This window comes from Paenibacillus sp. FSL R7-0128 (genome assembly GCF_038002245.1).
Taxonomy (GTDB): domain Bacteria; phylum Bacillota; class Bacilli; order Paenibacillales; family Paenibacillaceae; genus Paenibacillus_AQ; species Paenibacillus_AQ silagei.
Genome location: NZ_JBBOCD010000001.1, coordinates 4,296,030 through 4,317,623 on the forward strand (window position 1 = coordinate 4,296,030; position 21,594 = coordinate 4,317,623).

Sequence of the window (21,594 nt, forward strand, 5' to 3'; positions counted from 1 at the left end):
CATTTACTGAATAGAATACTACCTTAGGAGGACATAGATATTATGCTAGACGTTATTATTATCGGCGCCGGTCCCTGCGGACTGTCTGCAGCCATCGAATGCCAGCGCCAAGGGCTCTCCAGCCTGATTGTGGAAAAGAACTTCATTGTCCATTCCATCTACCTGTATCCGACCAACATGCAGTTCTTCAGCACCACCCCGCTGCTTGAGATTGGAGATGTGCCCTTCACCTCTCCGAATGACAAGCCTTACCGCCATGAGGCGCTGGTCTACTACCGCCGCGCGGCCGCGCAGCATCAGCTTGAGATTGCCGCTTATGAAGAAGCGCTGTCCGTTCTGCCGCAGGAGGATGGCAGCTTCGTTGTACATACGGTCAACAAGCGCGGCGAGGAGCAGCAGCGCAGCGCAGCGAACGTAGTCATCTCTACCGGTTACTTCGACCAGCCTAACCTGATCGGGATTCCCGGGGAGGAGCTGCCGAAGGTCACGCATTATTTTGGCGAGGCACATCCTTATTCCGGCATGAAGGTGGCTGTAATCGGGGGCAGTAATTCAGCGGTGGATGCTGCGCTGGAGCTGCTGCGGGTAGGCGCCAAGGTGGATATGGTCTACCGGGGAAGCAGTATCTCGGACAATATCAAGCCCTGGGTGCGTCCGATCTTCGAGAGTATGGTGCAGAAGGGGAGCATAACGCTGCATCTGGAATCGCGCGTCACGGAGATCACCCCGGCCTCGGTCTTGGTAACCTCCTCTGTGAACGGGGAACCTACCGAGCTGGATAATGACTTCGTACTGGCGATGACCGGCTTCCGTCCCAGCAGAGCCCTGCTCACCTCTGCCGGGGTGCAGATGGATGACTCTATGGATAAACCAGCCTTTAACCCCGCTACCATGGAGAGTAATATACCGGGCATCTATGTCGCCGGGGTTATCGCTTCCGGACGGAATGCCAACGAGGTATTCATCGAAAGCGGGCGTGGGCACGGCAAGCTGATTGCCGATCATATTGTGAGTACAAGGCTTACTTAAGAGAAGGAGTGTATCCAAGCTATGGATATAACCTCGTTATTGCTGCTGGGTCTGGCAGCGCTCGGTGTCATCAGCAGTAACTCACCGATAACCATCGCCATGGTCGTGCTGCTGCTGATCCGTGTGCTGGGACTTCAGCAGGCTTTTCCCTGGCTGGAGAAATACGGGCTGACCGTCGGCATTATCATCCTGACCATCGGGGTCATGACGCCGCTGGCCAGCGGGAAGATCTCCCTCCAGACCGTCGGACATTCGTTCCTGCACTGGAAATCCCTGGCCGCCATAGGAGTTGGCGTCCTGGTCGCTTATCTGGGCGGACGCGGAGCCGTGCTCATGGGCAGCCAGCCGACCATCGTCGCCGGGCTTCTCATCGGAACCGTCCTTGGAGTGGCTCTGTTCAAAGGCGTTCCCGTGGGACCGCTGATTGCCGCCGGCATCCTGTCGCTGCTGATTGGCCGGATGTAAGCCGGTATCCACCTCAAGAGCAAGGCAAGACGAAACAGGCTGCAAGTCCACCTAAGCGGGTGGACTTGCAGCCTCTTTTATTGGACTAAGAATAGTATAGCCGCGTTATGCATCCAGCCGCTGAACGTTGAACAGCCGGGCGTAGCTCCCCGCAAGTCCCATTAGCTCTTCATGGGTGCCGCATTCGGTGATCTCCCCGTTCTCCAGCACGATAATCTGGTCGGCATGGGTAATCGTGGACAGCCTGTGGGCCACAATCAGCGTCGTCCGCTCAGATGCTAGGGACTGCAGCGCCTGCTGGATGAGATGCTCAGACTCCAGATCCAGCGCGGAGGTCGCTTCGTCCAGAATCAGCACCTTGGGGTCCTTCAGGAATACCCGTGCAATCGCCACGCGCTGCTTCTGTCCGCCGGACAGCTTCACACCCCGTTCCCCCACTTCGGTATCATAACCTTCCGGCAGCTGCATGATGAAGTCGTGGGCATTCGCAGACACCGCCGCCTTCATCACCTCCTCTTCCCCCGCTTCCGGGTTCCCGAACCGGATATTGTCGCGTACCGAGCCGCTGAACAGGAAATTATCCTGCAGCACCATGCCCACCGTCCGTCGCAGACTCTCCTGCGTCAGTCCGCGGATATCGTGGCCGTCCATGCGCAGGCTGCCTTCGCTGATATCGTAAAAGCGCGGGATCAGGCTGATCAGCGAGGATTTGCCGCCTCCGCTCATTCCGACAAAAGCCACCGTCTGGCCCGGAGCAATACTCAGGTTAATGTCCCGCAGCACCCACTCGTGCTCGTCGTTATACTTGAACCACACGTTGCTGAATTCGATCTTCCCGGCTGCCTTCAGAAGCGGCTTCGCGCCCGGAGCATCGACAATATCATACGGCTCATTCAGCAGCTCCAGCACACGTTCAAGCGATGCCGAAGCCTGGGTCAGCACGGTCGAGGAGTTGATCAGGCGGCGCAGCGGCGCATACATCCGGTCCAGATAGCCGAAGAAGGCCACGAAGGTCCCGAGCGTCAGATTGCCCTGGATGACCTGGTATCCCCCGTATCCGATGACAAGCAGCGGAGCAATATCGGTCAGGGTGTTGATAATCGCGAAGGTGAAGGCATTCCAACGCGTCTGCGCCAGCGCTTTTTGCAGGAACTTGCCGTTGATCTCCTCGAATTGCCGCTGGTCCACCCGCTCCATCGTAAAGCTGCGGATGACCGCAATCCCCTGAATCCGTTCATGCAGATAGCCCTGAATGACGGCAAGTGCCTGCGACCGGTCTTTGGTCAGCACCTTGAGACGCTTGTACAGCGTATTGACGGCAATCCCATATAGCGGCAAAATGGCAATCGCCACCAGCGTCAGCACCGGATTCAGATAGAGCATGAAGCCCAGGGCGAAGAGCAGGGTGAACATATCCAGCCAGACATTCATCATTCCGACCTCAACCAGGTTCTTCGACTGCTCCACATCATTGATGAACCGGGAGATGGCCTCGCCCACCTTCGTATTCTGGTAATAACGCAGCGACAGCCGCTGCAGATGCCCGTAGAGCTTATTGCGCATATCGAAGAGGACCTTGCTCGTAATCAGCTGGGCGAAATACTGGCGGTAATACTCCACCGGCCCGCGGACAATCACGAACAGAATCAGGCCCCCGCCGATTACCGTCATCAGCTTCGAGACACGCTCCGCTATCGTCAATGCCGGATTACCCAGCAGCTCATCGACTACATATTTGAGAATCATCGGCAGCGTCATCGGAATGCTGAATTTGACCATCCCGATGATCAGAGTGAGCACAATCCATTTCATATACGGCCGAACAAAGGTATAATAAGATTTCCAAGGTTTCACAGCGTGTCAGGTCCTTTCCAATTCATTCTTCATCAGGGTGCAGTTGACATTTGCGCGCTGCAGTGTTTTATTATTTTTAAACAGTTACGGTTGCAGTACCGAAATTCAGGAGGATAATGATGCCCAGACAATTTGTGACGGAAGCCGTCATGATGGCGATTTACGGCCAGCTTCTCATCCCGCGGAGCCCTGTAGAATATATAGTCCCTTATACCACCATTATGGAGCTTTACGAGCTGCGGGACAGCGATGAGCCGGTGATGAGCCAGGCGGATGACGACAAGCATGTCAGACTCAGAATCCGCGAGCTGATCAACTATTTCGAGGAGCCGCTGAATGCCAAGAAGATCAACCGCTGCCTGAATATCCCCTGGGCCAAAAGCTCCGGCATCCTCCTTGGCGGACACGCGCAGATTACCATCATCAACAGCATCGACAATGCCTCCTACGGCGAAGCGTTCGATCCGATTGAGACAGAGCTGCTGCTGGCGTCCCAGCGTGAGAAGGTGCCGATTCTGACCGACCAGTTCGAGCTGATCCAGCGCATCATCGAAGGCGGAGTTCCCGTCCAGGTATATGACATTGATGATTTCGAGTTCGCCATGGAGGAAGAGACCTTCCGCAGCTCGCACTAATCGCGCCACCTGAGCGGCGGGCAGCTTCGTTGGCCTGGTGCGTACAAGTGGACACGGCCTGACCGTCCTTTTATAGGACGGTACCGTTTCAGCGAGAAATAGTAGGATAAGTTATGGTGTGAAACCTATAAATTCTTATATTTTGGAACAAGCCCCTGCCTGACGGCAAGGGCTTGTTCCGCATCCCCGGCAGTGCCGGGATCTGCCAATTGCTCCAGCTCTCCCCTTATGCCACCGGCACAGGCTCATACTTGTATTCGATATCATCGTCCGCCTGTGAATAGACAATCGACAGATTGTACCCCTCCATATACCACAGATCCTGCTCCTCCATATAGAAGGTCAAGCCGCCTTCCCCGAACTGCACAGCAGGACGTCCAGGCTGCTCGGTAGCAATGCCCAGCGAGAAGCCGGGATGCAGGCCTCCGCCTGAGCTGTACCGGGGGAACAACCGGATATATGCGCCCTCCTGGAGGCTCAGTTCTCTTTTGAACCAGGCGGCTGCTTCCGGACTAATTAATATGTTCATCTCTCCACTCCTCCCCTCTACCCCAATCATACCCAAAAAACTTCAATTCACCAAATCGAAGCGGTATTACGGCAAGGTGCCGTCTCCACCACAAAATTTAAATTTGACAATTCTTAAAGTGTGATGATAAACTCGGAACATAACGAAACGTCTTCAAGTAATTACCAAAATGAAGAAAGGGTGATCTCGGTGTTGAATATGGATATGGTATACCTCGCCACTATTGTAGAAAACTATACCCAACTGAATACCGAAGCAGCCCGAGCAGTGGAGAATTCCTGAGGTTCATGCGTATTACGCGTAACGTATGAGAACAGGCTTAACTTATCTCTCACATGTCTCTGTGCTGCTTATAGCACCGTGGACATGATAACCGCAATTAGAGGCGTATCATCCGTTTTCGGATGGTACGCTTTTTCGTGTGCTATGAGGTTATGATCCGCTGCGAAATGTCCGTAAATGTTCCGTTAAACAAGCTAACTTCGAAATTACTTCAAGCACGAAAGGAAGGGATTCACCTTGTTCTCCGTACTCCGAAATCTCGGCTGGTTCTTCCGCCGGGAAAAAAGGCGCTATACTATTGGCCTCATCCTTCTTATTGTGGTAGGTGTGTTAGAACTCCTGCCTCCACGCCTGCTGGGCAACGCCATTGACGAAATCGTCACCGGCGCCATCACTGCAGGTTCACTGATGAAATACATTGGCCTGATCGTACTTATGCTGCTGATCATTTACTGGATCACCTACATATGGATGCACAAGCTGTTCGGGGGATCGAATCTGGTGGAGCGCCTGCTGCGCTCGCGGTTCATGAATCATCTCATGACGATGACCCCCGCCTTCTTCGAGCGTAACCGCACCGGCGATCTGATGGCCCGCGCCACCAACGATATCCGCGCCGTCTCCGCAACCGTAGGCTTCGGGATGCTCACTCTTGTCGACTCCACCGTATATCTCACGGTCGTCCTGTTCGCCATGGGGTTCCTGGTCAGCTGGAAGCTGACACTGGCCGCGGTCATCCCGCTTCCGATGATTGCGGTAGCCATGGTGTTCTACGGCAAAGCGATCCACGACCGCTACAGTCTGGCGCAGGATGCCTTTGGCGACATGAATGACCAGGTACTGGAATCCGTATCGGGCATCCGTGTCATCCGCGCTTATGTGCAGGAGCGGCACGATGAGAAGCGCTTCTCTGACATTACAGATGATGTGTACCGCAAAAATATGGCGGTCGCCCGGGTCGATGCCTTCTTCGAGCCGACGATCCGCTTGTTCGTGGGTCTCAGCTATATCATCGCCCTGACCTACGGAATCTATCTCGTATTCCGCAATCAGATTACGCTGGGCGATCTGGTGTCGTTCAACATGTACCTCGGGATGATCGTGTGGCCGATGTTCGCGATCGGCGAGCTGATTAATATCATGCAGCGCGGCGGCGCTTCACTGGAGAGGATCGACGAGACGCTGAATGCCAAGCCTGATGTCAAGGATGTGGCTGATCCGGTTCCGGTTGACCAGCCGACCACCATCGAGCTGAAGAATGTGACCTTCCGGTATCCGACCTCTACCATCGATAATCTCAGCGGAGTCAGCTTATCCCTCTCCCAAGGCCAGACGCTTGGCGTGGTCGGACGGACCGGCAGCGGCAAATCGACGCTGCTGAAGCAGCTGCTGCATGAATACCCGGCGGGCACAGGCGAGATTCTGATCTCCGGTGTGCCGATCACCCAGATCGCCCTCGACCAGCTTCACAGCTGGATGGGCTATGTGCCGCAGGAGCAGATCCTCTTCTCCAAATCGGTGCGCGAGAATATCCAGTTCGGATACTCCGGGGCCAGCGATGAACGGATCATGCAGGCAATTACCGCCGCCGCCTTCCAGAATGACCTTGGTACCTTATCCGACGGGCTGGATACAATGGTTGGCGAACGCGGCGTCTCCCTCTCCGGGGGACAGAAGCAGCGTGTTTCCATATCGCGCGCCTTCATCTCGAATCCCGATATTTTGATTCTGGATGATGCCCTGTCTGCCGTTGACGCGCGGACAGAAGCGAAGATCATCGAGAACATCCGCGAGGAGCGCAGCGGCAAAACCACGCTCATCTCCACCCACCGCCTCTCGGCGATTGAGCATGCCGATCTGATCGTTGTCCTCGAAGACGGGCATATTACAGAACAAGGTACACACCAGGAGCTGCTGGAACTGAACGGCTGGTACCGTGAGCAGTTCGACCGCCAGCAGGTCGAGAATAATCTGACGAATGAATAACCCCATACAGGAGGTGTCACCGTTGACACAGAGTACAGGCAAACGTCTGCTGCAATATGCACTGACCGCCAAAAAGACCTTCATCGCCGCCCTTCTGCTCCTGACCATCGGAGTAGCGGCTGAGCTGGCAGGGCCTTTTATCGCCAAGAGCATGATTGACAACCATCTGCTTGCGATTGAGAAGCCCTACTTCCAGACAGCCTCGCCGGAGGATGCTGCGGAATATAACAACACTTATTACAAACGCGGTGACCGTTTTGCCGCAGGTGAAGTCAAGGGCCAGGAAGTCCGTCTGCTTCAGGCAGGCAGAAGCTTCTACTTCATCAATGAAGCGGTACCGAAGGCCGAAGGCGAGCGCAGCTTCGCAGATGGGAAGCTCCAGATCAAATACGGCGAGCAGACGACGGTCTATCCGGCCGTCAAGCTATCGGCGGGTGATCTGTTTTCCTTTTACAAGCCCGAGCTTCCGGGAATCTATCAGCTAGTCGCTCTATACGCCATGTTCCTTGTGATCTCCATTATTGCAGAGTTCGGCAAAACCTACTGGCTGCAATCGTCTGCCAATCAGGTCATCCGCAAGCTGCGGACCGATGTCTATGCCCATATCCAGCGCCTGCCGGTCTATTTCTTCGATAATCTGCCTGCCGGTAAGGTTGTGTCACGGGTTACCAACGATACGGAAGCAGTCAAGGATCTCTTCATTGCCGTGTTATCCAACTTCGCTACAGGAATCATCAATATCACCGGTGTCTATGTGGCCCTCTTCCTGCTCGATGTGAAGCTGGGACTGGTCAGCTTGTTCATCGTGCCGATTATTATTCTCTGGATCGTGCTGTACCGCAAAATCGCTACCAAATACAATACGATCATCCGCTCGCGGCTTAGTGAGATTAATGCCATTATCAACGAATCGATTCAGGGGATGTCGATCATCCGGATTTTTCGCCGCCAGAAGCAGAGTAGCGCTGAATTCGAGCAGCTCAATGACGACTATCTGAAATATCAGAACAAAATGCTCAACCTGAACGCCTTCACCTCCCACAACCTGGTGAACTCGCTGCGCAGCCTCTCCTTCGTGCTGGTGCTGTGGTACTTCGGCTTCGGCAGCCTAGACGGGTCGACCTTCGTATCGCTTGGCGTCCTGTATGCCTTCGTCGATGTACTGGGCCGGATGTTCCAGCCGATTACGGGGATGGTCAACCAGCTGGCGAATCTGGACAGCTCGATGGTCTCCGCAGGCCGCGTGTTCACGCTGATGGATGAGCCGGGAGAACCGGTCACTGACGGATCGATGCCGCGTTACAAGGGAAATGTGGTGTTCAAGGATGTCTCCTTTGCTTATAAAAAGGACTTCGTCCTGCGCGATATCTCCTTCGAGGCGCGCCCGGGCGAGACTGTCGCCCTTGTGGGCCATACCGGCTCCGGCAAAAGCTCCATCATTAACCTGCTGTTCCGCTTCTATGATCCGCAGCAGGGAAGCATAACGATCGACGGGCAAAAGGTCAAGGATCTGCCGAAGCAATGGCTGCGCAGTCATATGGGCATCGTGCTTCAGGACCCGTACCTCTTCACCGGAACCATTGCCTCCAATGTCAGTCTGGGTGACGAGCGGATCTCTAGAGAGCGTGTCGAACGCGCCTTACGTGAGGTAGGAGCCGATAAACTGCTGGCTCATCTGCCGCAAGGCTTCGATGAACCGGTCATTGAGAAGGGCAGCACCCTGTCCGCCGGACAGCGGCAGCTGATCTCCTTCGCCAGAGCCTTATCCTTCGATCCGGCGATCCTGATTCTGGATGAAGCAACGTCCAACATCGATACCGAGACTGAGAGCATTATCCAGCAGGCGCTGGAGGTGCTGAAAAAAGGCCGGACCACCTTCATCATCGCCCACCGGCTGTCAACCATCCGCAGTGCGGACCAGATTCTGGTGCTGCACCGGGGCCAGATTGTCGAACGCGGCAACCATGATGAGCTGATGGCGCAGGGCGGCAGGTACTTCCGCATGTATCAGCTTCAGCTGGGTGCGGGAGCCGGGAACGGCTCAGGCGAGCCAGCTCCTCTATCCGGGGACCATGCTTCTTCCGCTGTACTCCGGCCATCGCTGGAGCAGATCTAATTCAGTTGCTTGAGGACAGCAACTTAGCCTAATGGCGGGCAACCGCATATACCTATCATACATTACAATAAGAACACCCCCTGACGCAGGAAGGCATCAGGGGGTGTCTTTCACTTGATATCAGAACGTTTGTTCTGTATAATGGAGCAATACATATTATGGATGGGGTGAAGATGATGATAACCTACAGTCTTAGCAAGCGGCAAGCCCGGCTGTTCCTGCTGCGCCATCAGCGGCTTGTCCCGGACGGATTGCCCGGCGGCAAGCAGAGCATCTATGACTTCGTCCGGCATGTAGGCTGTATCCAGTATGATCCGCTCAGCATAGCCGGACATAACCACGAGCTGGTGCTTCAGGCGAGAATCCCCGGCTTCGTGCCTGAGATGGCCAATGAGCTGCTATATAAGGACAGACTGCTGATTGACGGCTGGGATAAGAACATGTCGATCTACTGCACGGAAGACTGGCCGTATTTCCAGCGACGCAGGGAATCTGCTGCCAGGCATCAGCATAACGAGGCCATGGCGGCCATGATTACCCATGTCCGTGCGGAGCTGGATGCACGAGGGCCACTCTCGTCACTGGACCTGGAGAGTACGGAGAAGATCGACTGGTCCTGGGCTCCGGCAAGACTCTCCCGGGCTGCCATGGAGAGCATGTACTTTTGGGGCGAGCTATCCATCCATCACCGGGTGCACACCCGCCGTTATTACGATTACACGGCCAAGCTGCTGCCTCCTGAACTGCTAAGCGCAAGCGATCCTAACGAGACGCTGGAGCAGCATCACGATTGGTATGTGCTGCGCCGGATCGGCAGCATCGGCCTGCAATGGAACCGGTCCGGGGACGGCTGGCTTGGCATCGCAGGCCTGAAGAGCAAAGAACGGACGGCGTCCGTGCAGCGGCTGCTGCAGAAAGACCTGCTCCGCGAGGTACAGGTGGACGGCCTGAAGCTACCGCTATACATCCGCACAGCAGACGTCCCTGAGCTTGAAGCTATATTGCTTCAGGATGATACTGCGGGTGAAAATGAATCCGCAGCCGGGCCGCAGGCTGGTAATGAGGGTGGGACCGGTCATGCCGGAGGAGCGGCCTCCTTCGCGGCGGCACTGGCTCCGCTGGACAATCTGTTATGGGACAGAGAGCTGATACTCCAGCTATTCGGCTTTCAATACCGCTGGGAGGTCTACAAGCCTGTGCTTGAACGGGAATACGGATACTATGTCCTCCCCCTCCTCTACGGCGACCGCTTCATCGGCCGGCTGGAGCCGGTGATGAACAAGAAGACAGGTGTTCTAACCATTGTCCGCTGGTGGTGGGAGGCCGGAGAGACGCTTGAACGCTCCATGCTCCCTGCGCTGACCAGGGCCTTCTCCTCGCTGCAACACTCAACCGGAGCCTCCGCGATCCGCTTCGCGCCAGACATCGTCCACTCCTGCGGACTGCAGGAGCTGGAGGAGGCGCTGTCTGCTACTCCTGTAAAGACAAATTAATTCAATCATCTGAATCATCCTGCGGGCAGAGGATGTAAGAACTTTAGGGGGCCACACAGCTTGTGTCGGTGGACCCCCTCCCCACAATACTCATCCGCCTACTTCGGAGCAACCGGCGTATTCGGGGGCATTAGTGTATTCGGTTTTCCGCATACATCCGGCCCAATATTACGCTCAGCTCGTATAACCAAAGAAAACTCCCTCTGGCGCAGTCTTGCTGCGTTAGGGGGAGTCTTCTCGTAAGGTTAGCTATATTTCATTGGATGCCTTATTGGATATGCTCTTCTTCAAGGCCCAGCTTGCTGTACATCTCTGTACAATAGCCCTGCAGCTTAATCTCCAGCCGGCTTGCCTTGTTCTTAAAGCGTTTCAGTTCACGGATCATATGGGCCCGGCCGGCTGGGGTGAAGGTCTCTTGAATTCGTTCCTTGAAGTAATCATGGACAATATGATTGCGTTCCTTCCATACAGCCTGCAATTGACTCGTCTCTTCCTCAGAGAAGGGGAAGTGATGCTGGATTTCTTTGATGAGTTGGCCGAGTGAATTGCTAAGCTTGCGTTGATACAATTCTGCGATTTCGGCGTCAGTTGGCGTCTTGCCCTGCGACAGCTTCGTCAGCAGCAGCAGATTCGTTAATTGCTGCTCCAGCGCCTGGCAATAGTAGACAGCCAGACCGAAATAAGCAAATAGCTCTTTGGATTGTTCACTCTCCGGTATTTGTGTATCCTTCATCGTTCCTCCCGTTCTTGATCTGGTTATTTGATTTGTGTGTAGATTGAACTTTTCGTTCTATTTTGGAAGGGCCGTTGCTGCGGTGAACATTTGGACTTCCGGCCGCTGTTATGTTTGGATTTCCCGATTCAAGCTGTTAGCCGCAGTAGAAATCCAAACATAAAGGCGGACGCTACCGCTCCTACAGTTCCAAATTTCCCCTCCGCCACTTTTTTCAAATTGTAAATCATCAAGTTCAAAGGACACAGCTCAGTTTGTTTTGTTATAGTCCATTCGGCCGGAACGGTAAATATAGAATCCGGCAAGCAATAGTATGTATGCCAATGCGTGGGCATAGGCTCTTAACACGGAGGATACCGGCAGAGTCTCTGCGTTCATCATCTTGTCCATAACCGGGTATACCGGCGGCAGGAGAATGGACACCACAGGCCCAGGCACGACATCAGCCACTTTACCGGCGCTAATCGATAGAATGAGGAGGATCAGCATCATTCCGGCCGCATATCCAGCCCGTGGTACCCACGAGGATTGCAGGTACAAGGAGAGTGTAATCCCTAATAACCCCATTAGAGCATGTCCGGCCAAACCAAGCAAGATCCGCTGAAGTCCGGCAGGTTCATGGAAGCTTCCGGTCAAGACGGGATACATAACAATGATTACATCCAGCAGCAGCGTAAGCAAGACCATTGTAAGTAGACCGCCGATACTGTAGCGGCGGGCACTGCGGAGCTGAACGATAACCACCTGCTTCTGTACCGCCTGCTCATGGTTAAGGAAGCTTAAGCCGAGCCACGCACAGGCTATGAATAGAAAGACTGCCGTAGCCGAGTAGCTGCTCATGACCGGATTAGGCTTATAGGAATAGAGAATTAATACCGCAATAATAACACCGGCAACCGGTCCGAAGAACCGCTGGGAGACTGTATAACTGTGCAAAAAATAACCGATTAGCCCTTTCACCCGCGTCCACTCCCGCTCTGATCCTTGGGATCCATCCACTCGGCCAGGTCACTTAATCCCCCGAGAGGCTTCACTGAAACTATGGAACCGCCCGCAGCAAGAATCTGCAGCAGGCAGGTATCTGACATTTTCTGTTCTACAGTCAACCCTGTACACGCTGTACCGGCGAAGTCCGGCTCCGGCAGCACATGGATGACTCCAGGCAAGGCTTCCAGAGCCCGCTGGGCTTGTCCCGGCAGTGCTGTATAGACGATATCCACTACTGGAGCACTCTTCAGCTTCTCCGCTCCATGAATCGTCCGGAGGGTCTGCCCTTCATGTAATACATATACTGTATCCGCAACAGCTTCGATGATCTGCGGTTCATGAACGGACAATACGAGTGCCGTCCCCTCCGCCTTCAGCTCCAGCAGTATTTCGATAAGCGTCTCTTGTGCCGGCAGATCCAGTCCCGACAGGGGCTCGTCAAGCAACAGCAGCTGCGGCCGGATGAGCAGGCTCTGGATCAGGTTGACCTTCTGCAGCATTCCTTTGGAGAAGCCTGCCAGCTTGTGAGTGCGGTAGGCTTCTAGACTGAACAGCTGCAACAGTTCGTTGATCCGGGACGCCGAAGCCGCTCCGGAGAGTCCGGCAATCCGGCCCATACAGCGCAGATAGTCCTCGGCGGTGAGCTTCAAGCCGGGAAATGCCTCGGGTGCATAACCTGTAGTTATCGCCCGACGGTCGCAGGTAAGATCACCGGAGGACAGCTTCAGCAGCCCCGCGAGGATGGATAACAGCGTACTCTTGCCGGACCCGTTACGGCCGATCAGAGCCGTGGCCGTGCCGGGAAGAACTGTCATCGATATTCCGGTAAGTACCGGGCGGCTTCCATAGCGCTTGCTTCCTTCGGTAATTGTAATTAGAGATGTTGCATTCGTGGCTTCCAGGCCTCCTTCCATTCGTGCATGCCTATGGGCCGCATCGAACGGCAGCCTGATTATTCTCTTATGTAACATTCGCCGGAATGGCTTTATTCTCCTTTTTATTTTCCCAGATCCATGAAATTCACATTGAAAAAACCAGAACTGTGCAGAAAAAAATCCGCACCCGCCCTGGTTCCTGTTAAGTATTCGATGCTATATAAGTTAGTCCTAAAGGGTGATATCAGGCGTAGACTTCAACAGCTTCACTGACCCTTCTGCAGGCCATGGCTGCATTGCGGCAGGTATCGATGCAATCCTGGCAATGGTTATGCTTATGACGGCTGCTTGTGTCCGCGCAGCGGTCACAGATGTCAGCACATAATTTGAGGATTTCGGCCACGAACGGGCTTCTCCGGGTCATCGCCTGAATAGCGAAGGAGCAGATGTCTGCGCATTCACGGTCCAGCTGGATGCTCTCCCGCAGATCGGCCAGATCATATTCCTTGAGGCTTGAGACATAGCTATAGTTACAGGCATCCATACATTTAATCAAAGCATTAATGCATTCCTGATATTGAATTCGGGTCATAGCCTTACAACCTCCTGCAATTAGTATAGGGTATGCCTATGTATTAACCTGCAAGAATAAGAACGAACCATTCATAAGGAACTGCAGATGGTTAACTATAGGCTTCGTTTGACCGCTGCGGGTCTGGTCAGCAGACGTCTCTCCAGGCGCAGAAGCTCCCTGCGCAGCTCACCGGAGGAGAAATGCTCACCGATGAATACCGCAACATCCGGCACCTCGCCCTGGGGCGTAATTCTCATGAAATCCGCTTCTCTGTAGGCGTACTGAAACAGAAACCGGCTGGAGGTATCGGTAAAAGTTACGATCCCCTTGGCCCGGTACACATCGCGCGGCAGCTCCTTCACAAACCGTTCGAATTCCTCGCTGTTCACGGGATTCTGGAAATAATGCGTGTAAGCCATCACATGATCATGCGAAGCATGCATCACCCCTTCAGCTCCGCCCTCCGTATGCTCCCCGCCCTCAGGCCGGTCTTCCATATGAACGGCTCCCACACTGCCAAGCAGCGCTTCTGGCTCCAGTTCACAGCGTACCGCCGGCAGAATCTCCGCATACGCATTCCACTTACGCAGCACCTCCGAGATCTCTGCAATCTCTGCGGCTTGAATGCGGTCTGTCTTGTTCAGGATCAGGACGGATGCACAGCGGATCTGCTCCTGCATCAGACGGTAGGTAGCCCCTTGCTGGGAGCGGTACAGCTCCAGCAGATGGGCGGCATCGACAACGGTAATCAGCCCCTTCAGCTCCACCTGCTGATATAGCGAAGTCTCCGTTACTGCATCCACAATCTCCAGCGGGTTGGCTGCGCCTGTAGCCTCGATGATAACTACATCCGGCGATTCTTTTTTGACCAGCGTGGTCAGCTCCGTACTTAAGTCCCCCCTGCTGGTGCAGCAGATACAGCCGCCCAGCATCTCTGCCATCGGCACAGACTGCTCCACGAGCAAGCCGTCCAGATTCACCTCACCCAGCTCGTTCATAATCACGGCCGGCCGAAGGCCCTGATGATTCCAATGATCCAAAAGACGCTGTAGTAATGTGGTCTTGCCGCTGCCGAGAAATCCCGACAAGATATATACTGGTAATGACTGTTCCAAGTTTGCTCTCTCCCTGCCTCAATCGGTTATGGTAGCGAGTGTACTACAATGACCGCCTCTGTGCAAGGCGGCCCTGCCTGGTGAGGCATACATCAGCTTCCCCCGGGGAGCTTGTTATTGCCGCTTCCATCCCCTATCATGGGAAATATAAGCTGCACAGCAGATACAAAAAGGAGCTGGTTCGTATATCATCCGTCGAAGAACACCGGAGCGAAGCCCCGGATTCAGTCGCTTGCTACATCATAACGGTCTCGGATACCCGCACCATCGATACGGACACCGGAGGTCCGCTGATCCAGAGTCTGCTGGAAGCCGCCGGTTATACCGTGACCGGCCGCACCATCGTCAAGGATGATTATGAAGATATCCGGGAGCTGGTCTACAAAAGCTCCGTTCATTCCGGTATCGAAGCTGTGCTTCTGACCGGAGGGACCGGCATTTCCCCCCGTGACACCACCTATGAGGCCGTAGCGTCTCTGCTGGACAAGTCGCTGCCGGGCTTCGGGGAGATTTTCCGGCTACTGAGCTTCACCGAAGATATCGGCTCTGCCGCCATGCTCAGCCGGGCCATTGCCGGGACAATCGGCAGTACCGCTGTCTTCTCCATGCCCGGCTCCACCGGTGCAATCAAACTGGCTATGGAACGGCTAATCCTGCCCGAGCTGCGCCATGTCATGCGCGAGATCTACAAGCGTTCGTGAGACGCAGCATGGCCGGACACCTATTTTGCCGGAATCTAGACGAATGAACAAGCAGGCTCCTGCATAACGCGTATACTGGCATAAGTCCACTGCGAAGGAGCTGAGTGTAATGAGAAATTGTCCGAAATGTCCTGCTGAAACGGTTACAGATCCCACACAGGTTGTATATGAAGATTACTATCATCCCCAGGTGGTCCAGGTGGTCCACCATGTCGAGGTCGTCAGACGCCACCACTGTGTTCCGGTCCCTCACCATATCTACACTTATTCTGTCCGGGATGAAATGTGCGGGCCTACCGCAATGGTGCGCAGCAGAAAAAGATAGTCTAGTCTGCCTTCCGGTCTATAAGATAGTATATTGTAAAAGGCAAAACCGCCGTCTGCGCGTGAAAGATACGCGCAGCGGCGGTTTTGCCTTTTCCGGGAAGTCTATACGATTGGCGGGTCTATATGAACGTCTGCATCGGGTGCTGTAGCCGCCCAGCGTGTGAAGGTGACCTGAAACCCGGCCCGCGTTGGAGCACACAGGAAGGGTCCCGCCTGGCTGCCAGTCTCATAAGGGAACCGGGCAACGCGGATAGTCCGCCAGGGATGATTCTCTGTTCGCGCTCTGAGGATTACCGCATCCTTCATCCGTGAAGCCCGCAGCGTAATCACTTCGCCCTTCCACTCGGGCACAGGGGACAATGACCAGTCAGAGTAACCATCCGTCACGACTGCACCTATATGGGGAACACCGTCATTCAGCTCAATACCAGCTTTAATCCATTGCTCACCGCTGTGCCATAGCATAATACCTGCCTGGTCGTACAGCTCCGTGAACCCGTCCAGCGCAAAGCTGATCTCTATCGCCTCTGCCTTATCCCAAGGGGCAAGCAGCGCATGACCGTTGTCATGCTGGAAGCCGTACATCGTCTTTTCCCAGTAATCGCTGCCTTCCGCTGCATGGGCCACCAGTTGACCGTCCGCGGTGCTGCTTGACACCGGTTCATTGCTCCATGCTCCATCCTGCCATTCTATGAATCTCATTACAGGCTCACCTCTCCTTGTCGTCTGCTCATCATTCGGTTGATCACTTCAGAGCTTACTATCATCACTATTATATACCCAATCATTGCCGGCGGGAGAATCATGAAGGTGCTCCGCGCCGCCGCCCAGCCCAAGAGCGGAGGCAAGAACGCACCGCCGGTGTAGGCCAAGGCCATCTGACACCCCATAATCTTCTGCGAATGCTCCGCTCCGAACCGGGCGGGCGTCTCATGCAGCATGCAGGGGAAAATCGGTGCCGAGCCGAGGCCAATCAGAATAAAAGCAACGAGTGAACATATCGCCGGAAGCGGCAAGGCCAGCAGCAGCGCACCCGCGAGTGAGATTGCCAACCCTCCGCGAATCAGCGTACGGTTGCTGAACCGGAAGGTAATGAAGCCGGTAATCAGCCGCCCGGCCGTGATTCCCCCATAATAGAGCGAGACCCATCCGGCCGCCGTTGCCGGGGATACCTCCTTGACGTTCACCAGATAACTGCTGCCCCATAGCCCCACCGTAGCTTCCACTCCGCAATAGAACAGGAAGGTGAGCATCGCCAGCTTCACGCCCGGGATGCGAAGCACCTTGCTGCCCGCTAGGGATGCAGCAGCGGGTAGAGATTCTGCCTGCTCCGGCATCTCCTGAGGCTGCGGTCTGCTGCCCTGGCCCGCCCGCTTCCACAGCGGCAGACTGAAGAACAGTACCACGACTAACGCGAACTGAATCATGCTGACCGCGAAAAATCCCATTCTCCATGACTCGCCATTCGCAATATAACGCGACATCAGAATCGGCCCCAGCATAGCCCCTATCCCCCAGAAACAGTGCAGCCAGCTCATATGATGCGCTTTGTAATGAGTCGCCACATAATTATTCAACCCTGTATCGATCGAACCGGCCCCCAGACCCAGAGGCAAGGCCAGCAGAGCCACCCACACGACGGAAGAGGAATAAGAGAAGCCGAGCAGGGCCAGAGCGGTTACCGCCACGCTGATAAAAGTAACCATCCCCGTCCCGAGCCGCTTCAGCACCACACTGCTGGCCAAGCTTGAGATAATCGTCCCGGCGACTACTATCATCGACAGCAGTCCGGCCAGCTCGACCGGCGCCCCGAAATCCAGCCGGATAATCGGCCAGGCTGCGCCAAGCATCGAATCTGGCAGTCCCAGGCTGATGAACGCCAGATAAATAATGATTAAGAACACCGTTGCCATGTTTCCCTCCTATCCCTTCCCTTGCAGGTGAACTACACCATCGATAGAGTTGCAAGCTTCTTGAATGCAACCTTTTTCATTTGCGTTTCCCCTCGTTACTATATCACTTTGCATGATTATTTTATAATATTCTTCCGTTCTGGTTACAGCTGCAAAATAGCCCGGCAGAGTGACTCTGCCGGGCGGGTACAAACTTTAGCTATTGCTTGCTTACAAATGCTAAGACTCCAATAGACCTTACACCTTACAAGTCTGGATGCTCATGCTTCGCCTTGAGGCGGCTCCAGCGGCGCTGAACTTCACCCTCGAAGCTGCGCAGGGCCGGTTCATTCTCCGGCTTCAGCAGATGGCGGGTCTTGCCCATCGTCTTCAGCCAGGCAGATACTTCTATCCGTTTGTCCTTGTCTTCCGGGTTGTAGGTGATACTCGTAATTCCCTGCTCTACTTCATAGAGCGGGAAGAAGCAGGATTCGACAGCCAGGGAAACGATATCTGTGCCGTCCTTGTCGTCGCTCATCCAGTTCAGCGGACAGGCAATAAGAATCTTGCCGTAGACCAGACCTTCATTCTGCGCATACCACTGGGCCTTCGCCGCCTTCTTCAGCATATCCTGCGGATAAGCTTCACAGCCGGTGAAGACATAAGGAATGTTGGTAGCTGCCATAATCTGCGCTGTATCCTTGTGCTGGGTCACCTTGCCCTGCTGGGTTTTGCCGATGCTTGAGGTGGAAGTCCGGTGTCCAAGCGGTGTCGAATAGGACTGCTGCGCCCCTGTATTCATATATCCTTCGTTATCATATTCCACGATGATCATCTTGTGGCCGCGCAGCGCTGCACCGATCGCAGGTCCCATCCCGATGTCCATCCCGCCGTCGCCGGTAACCATAACGAACGTGAAGTCTTCCTTCAGCCCCAGCCCGTCAAGCTCACCGCGGCGTTTGCGTTCCCAGAACATCTCAACCACGCCGGACAGTGTAGCAGCACCATTCTGGAACAGATTGTGGATGAACGTCGATTTATGGGAGGAATACGGATAGCCGGTAGTCGTTACCATCGCGCAGCCGGTGTGGTAGAGCGCTACGATATCCCCTTCGATCCCTTTGAAGAACAGCTCCAGCCCGGAGAAAATCCCGCAGCCCGGACATGCCCCATGTCCTGGAGACAGACGTCTTGGCTTCTTCATCAGCGAACGGACCGGCGGAACTCTGACACTCAGCTTGCCGGTCTCTTCGTTCTGAGTTACCGTGATCAGGCCGGTCTTCAGCTTATCGAAGTCCATCGGCTTCAAGAGGCGCTTCGGCGCATTCTCCGGCGCCCCCGGATTGTGGCCATAGTAATCAAAAGGAATCTCTACACGGTCCGCAACAACGGCATCCATAGCCAGCTGGAAGAAGTGGTGTCCGTCTTCGGCATAGAAGTCTTTACCGCCCAGACCGTAGATCCGGCTAATCACCTTAGTCGTTGTGTTGCCGTAAGTGAACAGTGCCGCCTTAATCTCGTTCACCATGTTACCGCCGTGTCCGCCGACCGAATCGGCACGGTCACCTACAGTAATGGCTTTGACATGCTTCAGCGCTTCAGCAATCTGCTTCTGCGGGAACGGACGGATCATGTTCGGGGAGATTGCCCCTGCCTTGATTCCCTGCTCACGGAGCTGATCCACTACATCCTTAATGATCTCCGAAGCCGAGTTCATCAGGAAGACAGCAACATCGGCATCCTCCATCCGGTACTGCTCGATCATCTCATAATGGCGTCCGGTCAGCTCTGCGAATTCCTGGGCGATTTCTTCAAAGACTTCACCCGCATTGTACATCGCAACGGATTGCTGATAGCGGTTGTTGATGTAATCCGGTTCATTCATGTAAGGTCCCACAGTGACCGGATTGTTACGGTCCAGCGTATCGGTGAAGCCGGCAGGCGGTTGTTCGCCAACGAACTTGTGAACATCCTCACGGTGGGCAAAAGCCTGTACCCGGCGCTTCTGGTGCGAGGTGAAGTAACCGTCAGAGGCTACCATCACCGGCAGCCGGACTTTGGCGTGTTCCGCCAGCTTCAGCGCCATCAGGTTCATATCATAGACCGACTGCGGATCACGGCACATCAGGATCGGCCAGCCGGTGTTCAGGGCGAAATACAGATCGGAATGGTCTCCGTGAATATTCAGCGGTCCTGAGATCGAACGGCAGACCAGATTCATGACCATCGGCATCCGCGTACCTGCTTGTACAGGTAATTGCTCCAGCATGAACATGTACCCTTGAGCGCTGGTTGCGTTGAACACACGGCCGCCTGCCGTCGAAGCACCGTAGCAGATCCCGGCGGAGCTGTGCTCGCCGTCGGACGGTACCAGCATAATATCGTGTTGGCCGCTGGCTTTCATCGTATCGAGGAACTGAGCCACCTCAGTCGATGGGGAGATCGGGAAATAACCCATGACATGATAGTTAATCTGATGTGCGGCATAGGCCGCCATTTCATTGCCGGACTCGTATAGGAATTTCTGCTCCACCTTGGCGGAGCCTAGTTCTTTTTCATAATCAATAGCCACAATGTATTCCACCTTTCTTCCGGGTTTTAGACTGGAGTTACCAGATCGAACTGATGCTTCACGGCATGGCTGTCCGCATAGCCTTCCTTCTCCCTCATGCTGGATAATGCCGAGGTCGGGCAGGCACCGATGCATTTCAGGCAGCCTTTACAGTACTGGTAGTCAATACCGAGCAGGAACATCTGCGAACGGCCCTTGCGGTCCAGGCGCTCTTCCCACACGAAGCATTGGTCAGGACATACCGTGTCACACTGTGCGCAGTTGATACAGGACTCGATCTCAAATGCCGGAAGCATACCGGAACGGGAGATGCTGAGATTCTTCAGGAAGCTGCCGCCCGGATTCGTGATCGTTCCGCCCATCGGCTGAGTCTCATAACCGAGAGCCGAGATATCGGAACGGACATATTCCGGCATGCTGTCGCCGGCAGCCAGCTCGAACTGCATGAATTTCACTTCATTGTAACCGCGCTCGAAGGTCGTGATGGCCGACTGGACGGCCTGCGGATATTTTTTGCCGAGCGACTTCTCAATGACACCCTTCATGATATCCGTATCCAGGAACGGGCAGAGCCGGAACAGCGCCCCGAGCATGGCCATGTTAACACGGTTCTTCTCCTTGAGTGCGATGCTGGTAGCATCGATTACCGCAATTGTGCCGGCCTTCATCTTCAGCAGCTCTCTGAGTTCTTCCGGCGTCTTGGCCGAGTTCACAAGAACGGTGCTGTGTTCATGAATTCCGCTGGTTACATTCACGGTCTTGGCAAGTGCTTCGTGAAATACGCCGACAACATGCGGACGCTCGACTGGTGAAGTATCGCGGATATGGGTATCCATATCACAGAAGCGGATGTGAGCCTTAACCGCAGACCCCTTCTTCTCCGAACCGTACGATGAGAAGCTGACGCCGTTCAGCCCTGCGCCGACCACTCCTGCTTCCGCCAGCATTTTACCTGCCAGGTTCGCGCCCAGGCCTCCAATGGATTCCAGACGAATCTCAAAGAATCCCAGTTCATTTACTATTGGCAATTGTACCACCGACATAACCCCTTTCTTAGTACATCCTTTTGACTTTTTCAACGATTGTAACTTGATTTTGCAAGCCGCGAAGTGACATATCTTGCATTTTCCACGCTCAGGAAATCACAGTTCTTTATAGATTCGGGCAGGTTTCTTTATATGCGACAGTGCGGTGTTATTTCAATAGAAAGAAAGCTTCCATGAAAACGACAAAATGTGAAAATTCTGTGTAATTCCGCACTTTCCCAAGCAAACTGTGGATGAGATGTCATCCTTAATTTAGCAATAAAATTAAAAATTAAGATGTTAAAAATATCACAGAATTTCGTGTAATGCGAAGCATCGTCAATGATCTTTATCCCTTTTGGAACAACATTTACTCTTAGTACAGTATCATTGGCATGTTTAAG

19 protein-coding genes are annotated in these 21,594 nt (G+C 54.4%); 8 read left to right on the forward strand and 11 right to left on the reverse strand.

The genetic code is table 11. The annotated features are described in order from the left end of the window. The first annotated feature begins 42 nt into the window (after nt 1-42). Both NST26_RS17775 and NST26_RS17780 read left to right on the forward strand, forming a co-directional pair. Entirely contained in the window at nt 43-1,029 is a 987-nt protein-coding gene (locus NST26_RS17775; protein WP_036724590.1) for a YpdA family putative bacillithiol disulfide reductase, read from the forward strand. Nucleotides 1,030-1,050: 21 nt separating this feature from the next. Then, nucleotides 1,051-1,494 carry a DUF441 domain-containing protein gene (locus tag NST26_RS17780; RefSeq protein WP_340952288.1) on the forward strand — a complete coding sequence of 148 codons (444 nt, stop codon included), beginning with the start codon at nt 1,051-1,053 and terminating at the stop codon, nt 1,492-1,494. A gap of 105 nt (nt 1,495-1,599) precedes the next feature. Here NST26_RS17780 and NST26_RS17785 read toward each other — a convergent pair whose 3' ends face one another. Next, a complete protein-coding gene (locus NST26_RS17785) occupies nt 1,600-3,348 on the reverse strand; it encodes an ABC transporter ATP-binding protein (protein ID WP_340979551.1) in 1,749 nt (582 codons plus the stop codon). Between the two features lie 119 nt (nt 3,349-3,467). Between NST26_RS17785 and NST26_RS17790 the strand changes: the two genes are divergently transcribed. Next, nucleotides 3,468-3,983, forward strand: coding sequence for a hypothetical protein (locus NST26_RS17790; RefSeq protein WP_036724586.1), 516 nt, complete (start codon nt 3,468-3,470; stop codon nt 3,981-3,983). A gap of 226 nt (nt 3,984-4,209) precedes the next feature. Here the strand turns inward: NST26_RS17790 and NST26_RS17795 are convergent, their stop codons facing one another. Next, complete coding sequence (locus NST26_RS17795) at nt 4,210-4,512, reverse strand: HesB/YadR/YfhF family protein (RefSeq protein WP_076158436.1); 303 nt, start codon at nt 4,510-4,512, stop codon at nt 4,210-4,212. 519 nt (nt 4,513-5,031) lie between these two features. On the opposite strand from NST26_RS17795, the gene NST26_RS17800 reads away from it, so the two are divergent. The 3 genes from NST26_RS17800 (at nt 5,032) to NST26_RS17810 (ending at nt 10,389) form a co-directional block, all read left to right on the forward strand. Beyond that, a complete protein-coding gene (locus tag NST26_RS17800) occupies nt 5,032-6,780 on the forward strand; it encodes an ABC transporter ATP-binding protein (RefSeq protein ID WP_340952280.1) in 1,749 nt (582 codons plus the stop codon). Between the two features lie 22 nt (nt 6,781-6,802). Beyond that, nucleotides 6,803-8,896, forward strand: a complete 2,094-nt coding sequence (locus tag NST26_RS17805) for an ABC transporter ATP-binding protein (protein WP_340952277.1) — start codon at nt 6,803-6,805, stop codon at nt 8,894-8,896. 158 nt (nt 8,897-9,054) lie between these two features. Continuing rightward, on the forward strand, nt 9,055-10,389 hold the full coding sequence (locus tag NST26_RS17810; protein WP_340952274.1) for a winged helix DNA-binding domain-containing protein: 1,335 nt from the start codon (nt 9,055-9,057) through the stop codon (nt 10,387-10,389). A gap of 268 nt (nt 10,390-10,657) precedes the next feature. Here the strand turns inward: NST26_RS17810 and NST26_RS17815 are convergent, their stop codons facing one another. The 5 genes from NST26_RS17815 to NST26_RS17835 form a co-directional block, all read right to left on the reverse strand. Then, on the reverse strand, nt 10,658-11,122 hold the full coding sequence (locus NST26_RS17815; protein WP_036724577.1) for a hypothetical protein: 465 nt from the start codon (nt 11,120-11,122) through the stop codon (nt 10,658-10,660). A gap of 249 nt (nt 11,123-11,371) precedes the next feature. Then, nucleotides 11,372-12,082, reverse strand: coding sequence for a hypothetical protein (locus NST26_RS17820; RefSeq protein ID WP_340952271.1), 711 nt, complete (start codon nt 12,080-12,082; stop codon nt 11,372-11,374). Then, nucleotides 12,079-13,023, reverse strand: a complete 945-nt coding sequence (locus NST26_RS17825) for an ABC transporter ATP-binding protein (protein ID WP_340952270.1) — start codon at nt 13,021-13,023, stop codon at nt 12,079-12,081. Before NST26_RS17825 ends, NST26_RS17820 begins: the two co-directional genes overlap by 4 nt. Nucleotides 13,024-13,228: 205 nt before the next feature. After that, the gene (locus NST26_RS17830; protein ID WP_036699084.1) at nt 13,229-13,576 is read right to left on the reverse strand and encodes a four-helix bundle copper-binding protein; all 348 of its coding nucleotides are present in this window, start codon (nt 13,574-13,576) and stop codon (nt 13,229-13,231) included. A gap of 95 nt (nt 13,577-13,671) precedes the next feature. After that, nucleotides 13,672-14,673: a CobW family GTP-binding protein gene (locus NST26_RS17835; RefSeq protein ID WP_036724573.1), complete on the reverse strand. Its 1,002-nt coding sequence runs from the start codon at nt 14,671-14,673 to the stop codon at nt 13,672-13,674. 185 nt (nt 14,674-14,858) lie between these two features. On the opposite strand from NST26_RS17835, the gene NST26_RS17840 reads away from it, so the two are divergent. After that, complete coding sequence (locus tag NST26_RS17840) at nt 14,859-15,374, forward strand: molybdopterin-binding protein (RefSeq protein ID WP_143803890.1); 516 nt, start codon at nt 14,859-14,861, stop codon at nt 15,372-15,374. 109 nt (nt 15,375-15,483) lie between these two features. Next, complete coding sequence (locus tag NST26_RS17845; protein ID WP_081751113.1) at nt 15,484-15,699, forward strand: hypothetical protein; 216 nt, start codon at nt 15,484-15,486, stop codon at nt 15,697-15,699. 104 nt (nt 15,700-15,803) lie between these two features. On the opposite strand, the gene NST26_RS17850 is transcribed toward NST26_RS17845, so the two are convergent. The 4 genes from NST26_RS17850 to NST26_RS17865 all read right to left on the reverse strand — a co-directional run bounded on the left by NST26_RS17850 (nt 15,804) and on the right by NST26_RS17865 (nt 21,202). Further along, nucleotides 15,804-16,403: a DUF1349 domain-containing protein gene (locus NST26_RS17850; RefSeq protein WP_339310049.1), complete on the reverse strand. Its 600-nt coding sequence runs from the start codon at nt 16,401-16,403 to the stop codon at nt 15,804-15,806. Continuing rightward, nucleotides 16,403-17,614 carry an MFS transporter gene (locus NST26_RS17855; protein ID WP_340979552.1) on the reverse strand — a complete coding sequence of 404 codons (1,212 nt, stop codon included), beginning with the start codon at nt 17,612-17,614 and terminating at the stop codon, nt 16,403-16,405. The genes NST26_RS17850 and NST26_RS17855 overlap by 1 nt, the downstream gene beginning before the upstream one ends. A gap of 244 nt (nt 17,615-17,858) precedes the next feature. Continuing rightward, the gene (locus tag NST26_RS17860) at nt 17,859-20,165 is read right to left on the reverse strand and encodes a thiamine pyrophosphate-dependent enzyme (protein WP_209878488.1); all 2,307 of its coding nucleotides are present in this window, start codon (nt 20,163-20,165) and stop codon (nt 17,859-17,861) included. 26 nt (nt 20,166-20,191) lie between these two features. Continuing rightward, nucleotides 20,192-21,202: a 2-oxoacid:acceptor oxidoreductase family protein gene (locus tag NST26_RS17865; protein WP_209878490.1), complete on the reverse strand. Its 1,011-nt coding sequence runs from the start codon at nt 21,200-21,202 to the stop codon at nt 20,192-20,194. Between the last annotated feature and the right edge of the window lie 392 nt (nt 21,203-21,594).

Coding starts and splice junctions, on each gene's coding strand:
- NST26_RS17775 (WP_036724590.1), top strand. CDS start 43: ATGCTAGACGTTATTATTATCGGCGCCGGTCCCTGCGGACTGTCTGCA.
- NST26_RS17780 (WP_340952288.1), top strand. CDS start 1,051: ATGGATATAACCTCGTTATTGCTGCTGGGTCTGGCAGCGCTCGGTGTC.
- NST26_RS17790 (WP_036724586.1), top strand. CDS start 3,468: ATGCCCAGACAATTTGTGACGGAAGCCGTCATGATGGCGATTTACGGC.
- NST26_RS17795 (WP_076158436.1), bottom strand. CDS start 4,512: ATGAACATATTAATTAGTCCGGAAGCAGCCGCCTGGTTCAAAAGAGAA.
- NST26_RS17810 (WP_340952274.1), top strand. CDS start 9,055: ATGGATGGGGTGAAGATGATGATAACCTACAGTCTTAGCAAGCGGCAA.
- NST26_RS17815 (WP_036724577.1), bottom strand. CDS start 11,122: ATGAAGGATACACAAATACCGGAGAGTGAACAATCCAAAGAGCTATTT.
- NST26_RS17825 (WP_340952270.1), bottom strand. CDS start 13,023: ATGGAAGGAGGCCTGGAAGCCACGAATGCAACATCTCTAATTACAATT.
- NST26_RS17830 (WP_036699084.1), bottom strand. CDS start 13,576: ATGACCCGAATTCAATATCAGGAATGCATTAATGCTTTGATTAAATGT.
- NST26_RS17845 (WP_081751113.1), top strand. CDS start 15,484: ATGAGAAATTGTCCGAAATGTCCTGCTGAAACGGTTACAGATCCCACA.
- NST26_RS17850 (WP_339310049.1), bottom strand. CDS start 16,403: ATGAGATTCATAGAATGGCAGGATGGAGCATGGAGCAATGAACCGGTG.
- NST26_RS17855 (WP_340979552.1), bottom strand. CDS start 17,614: ATGGCAACGGTGTTCTTAATCATTATTTATCTGGCGTTCATCAGCCTG.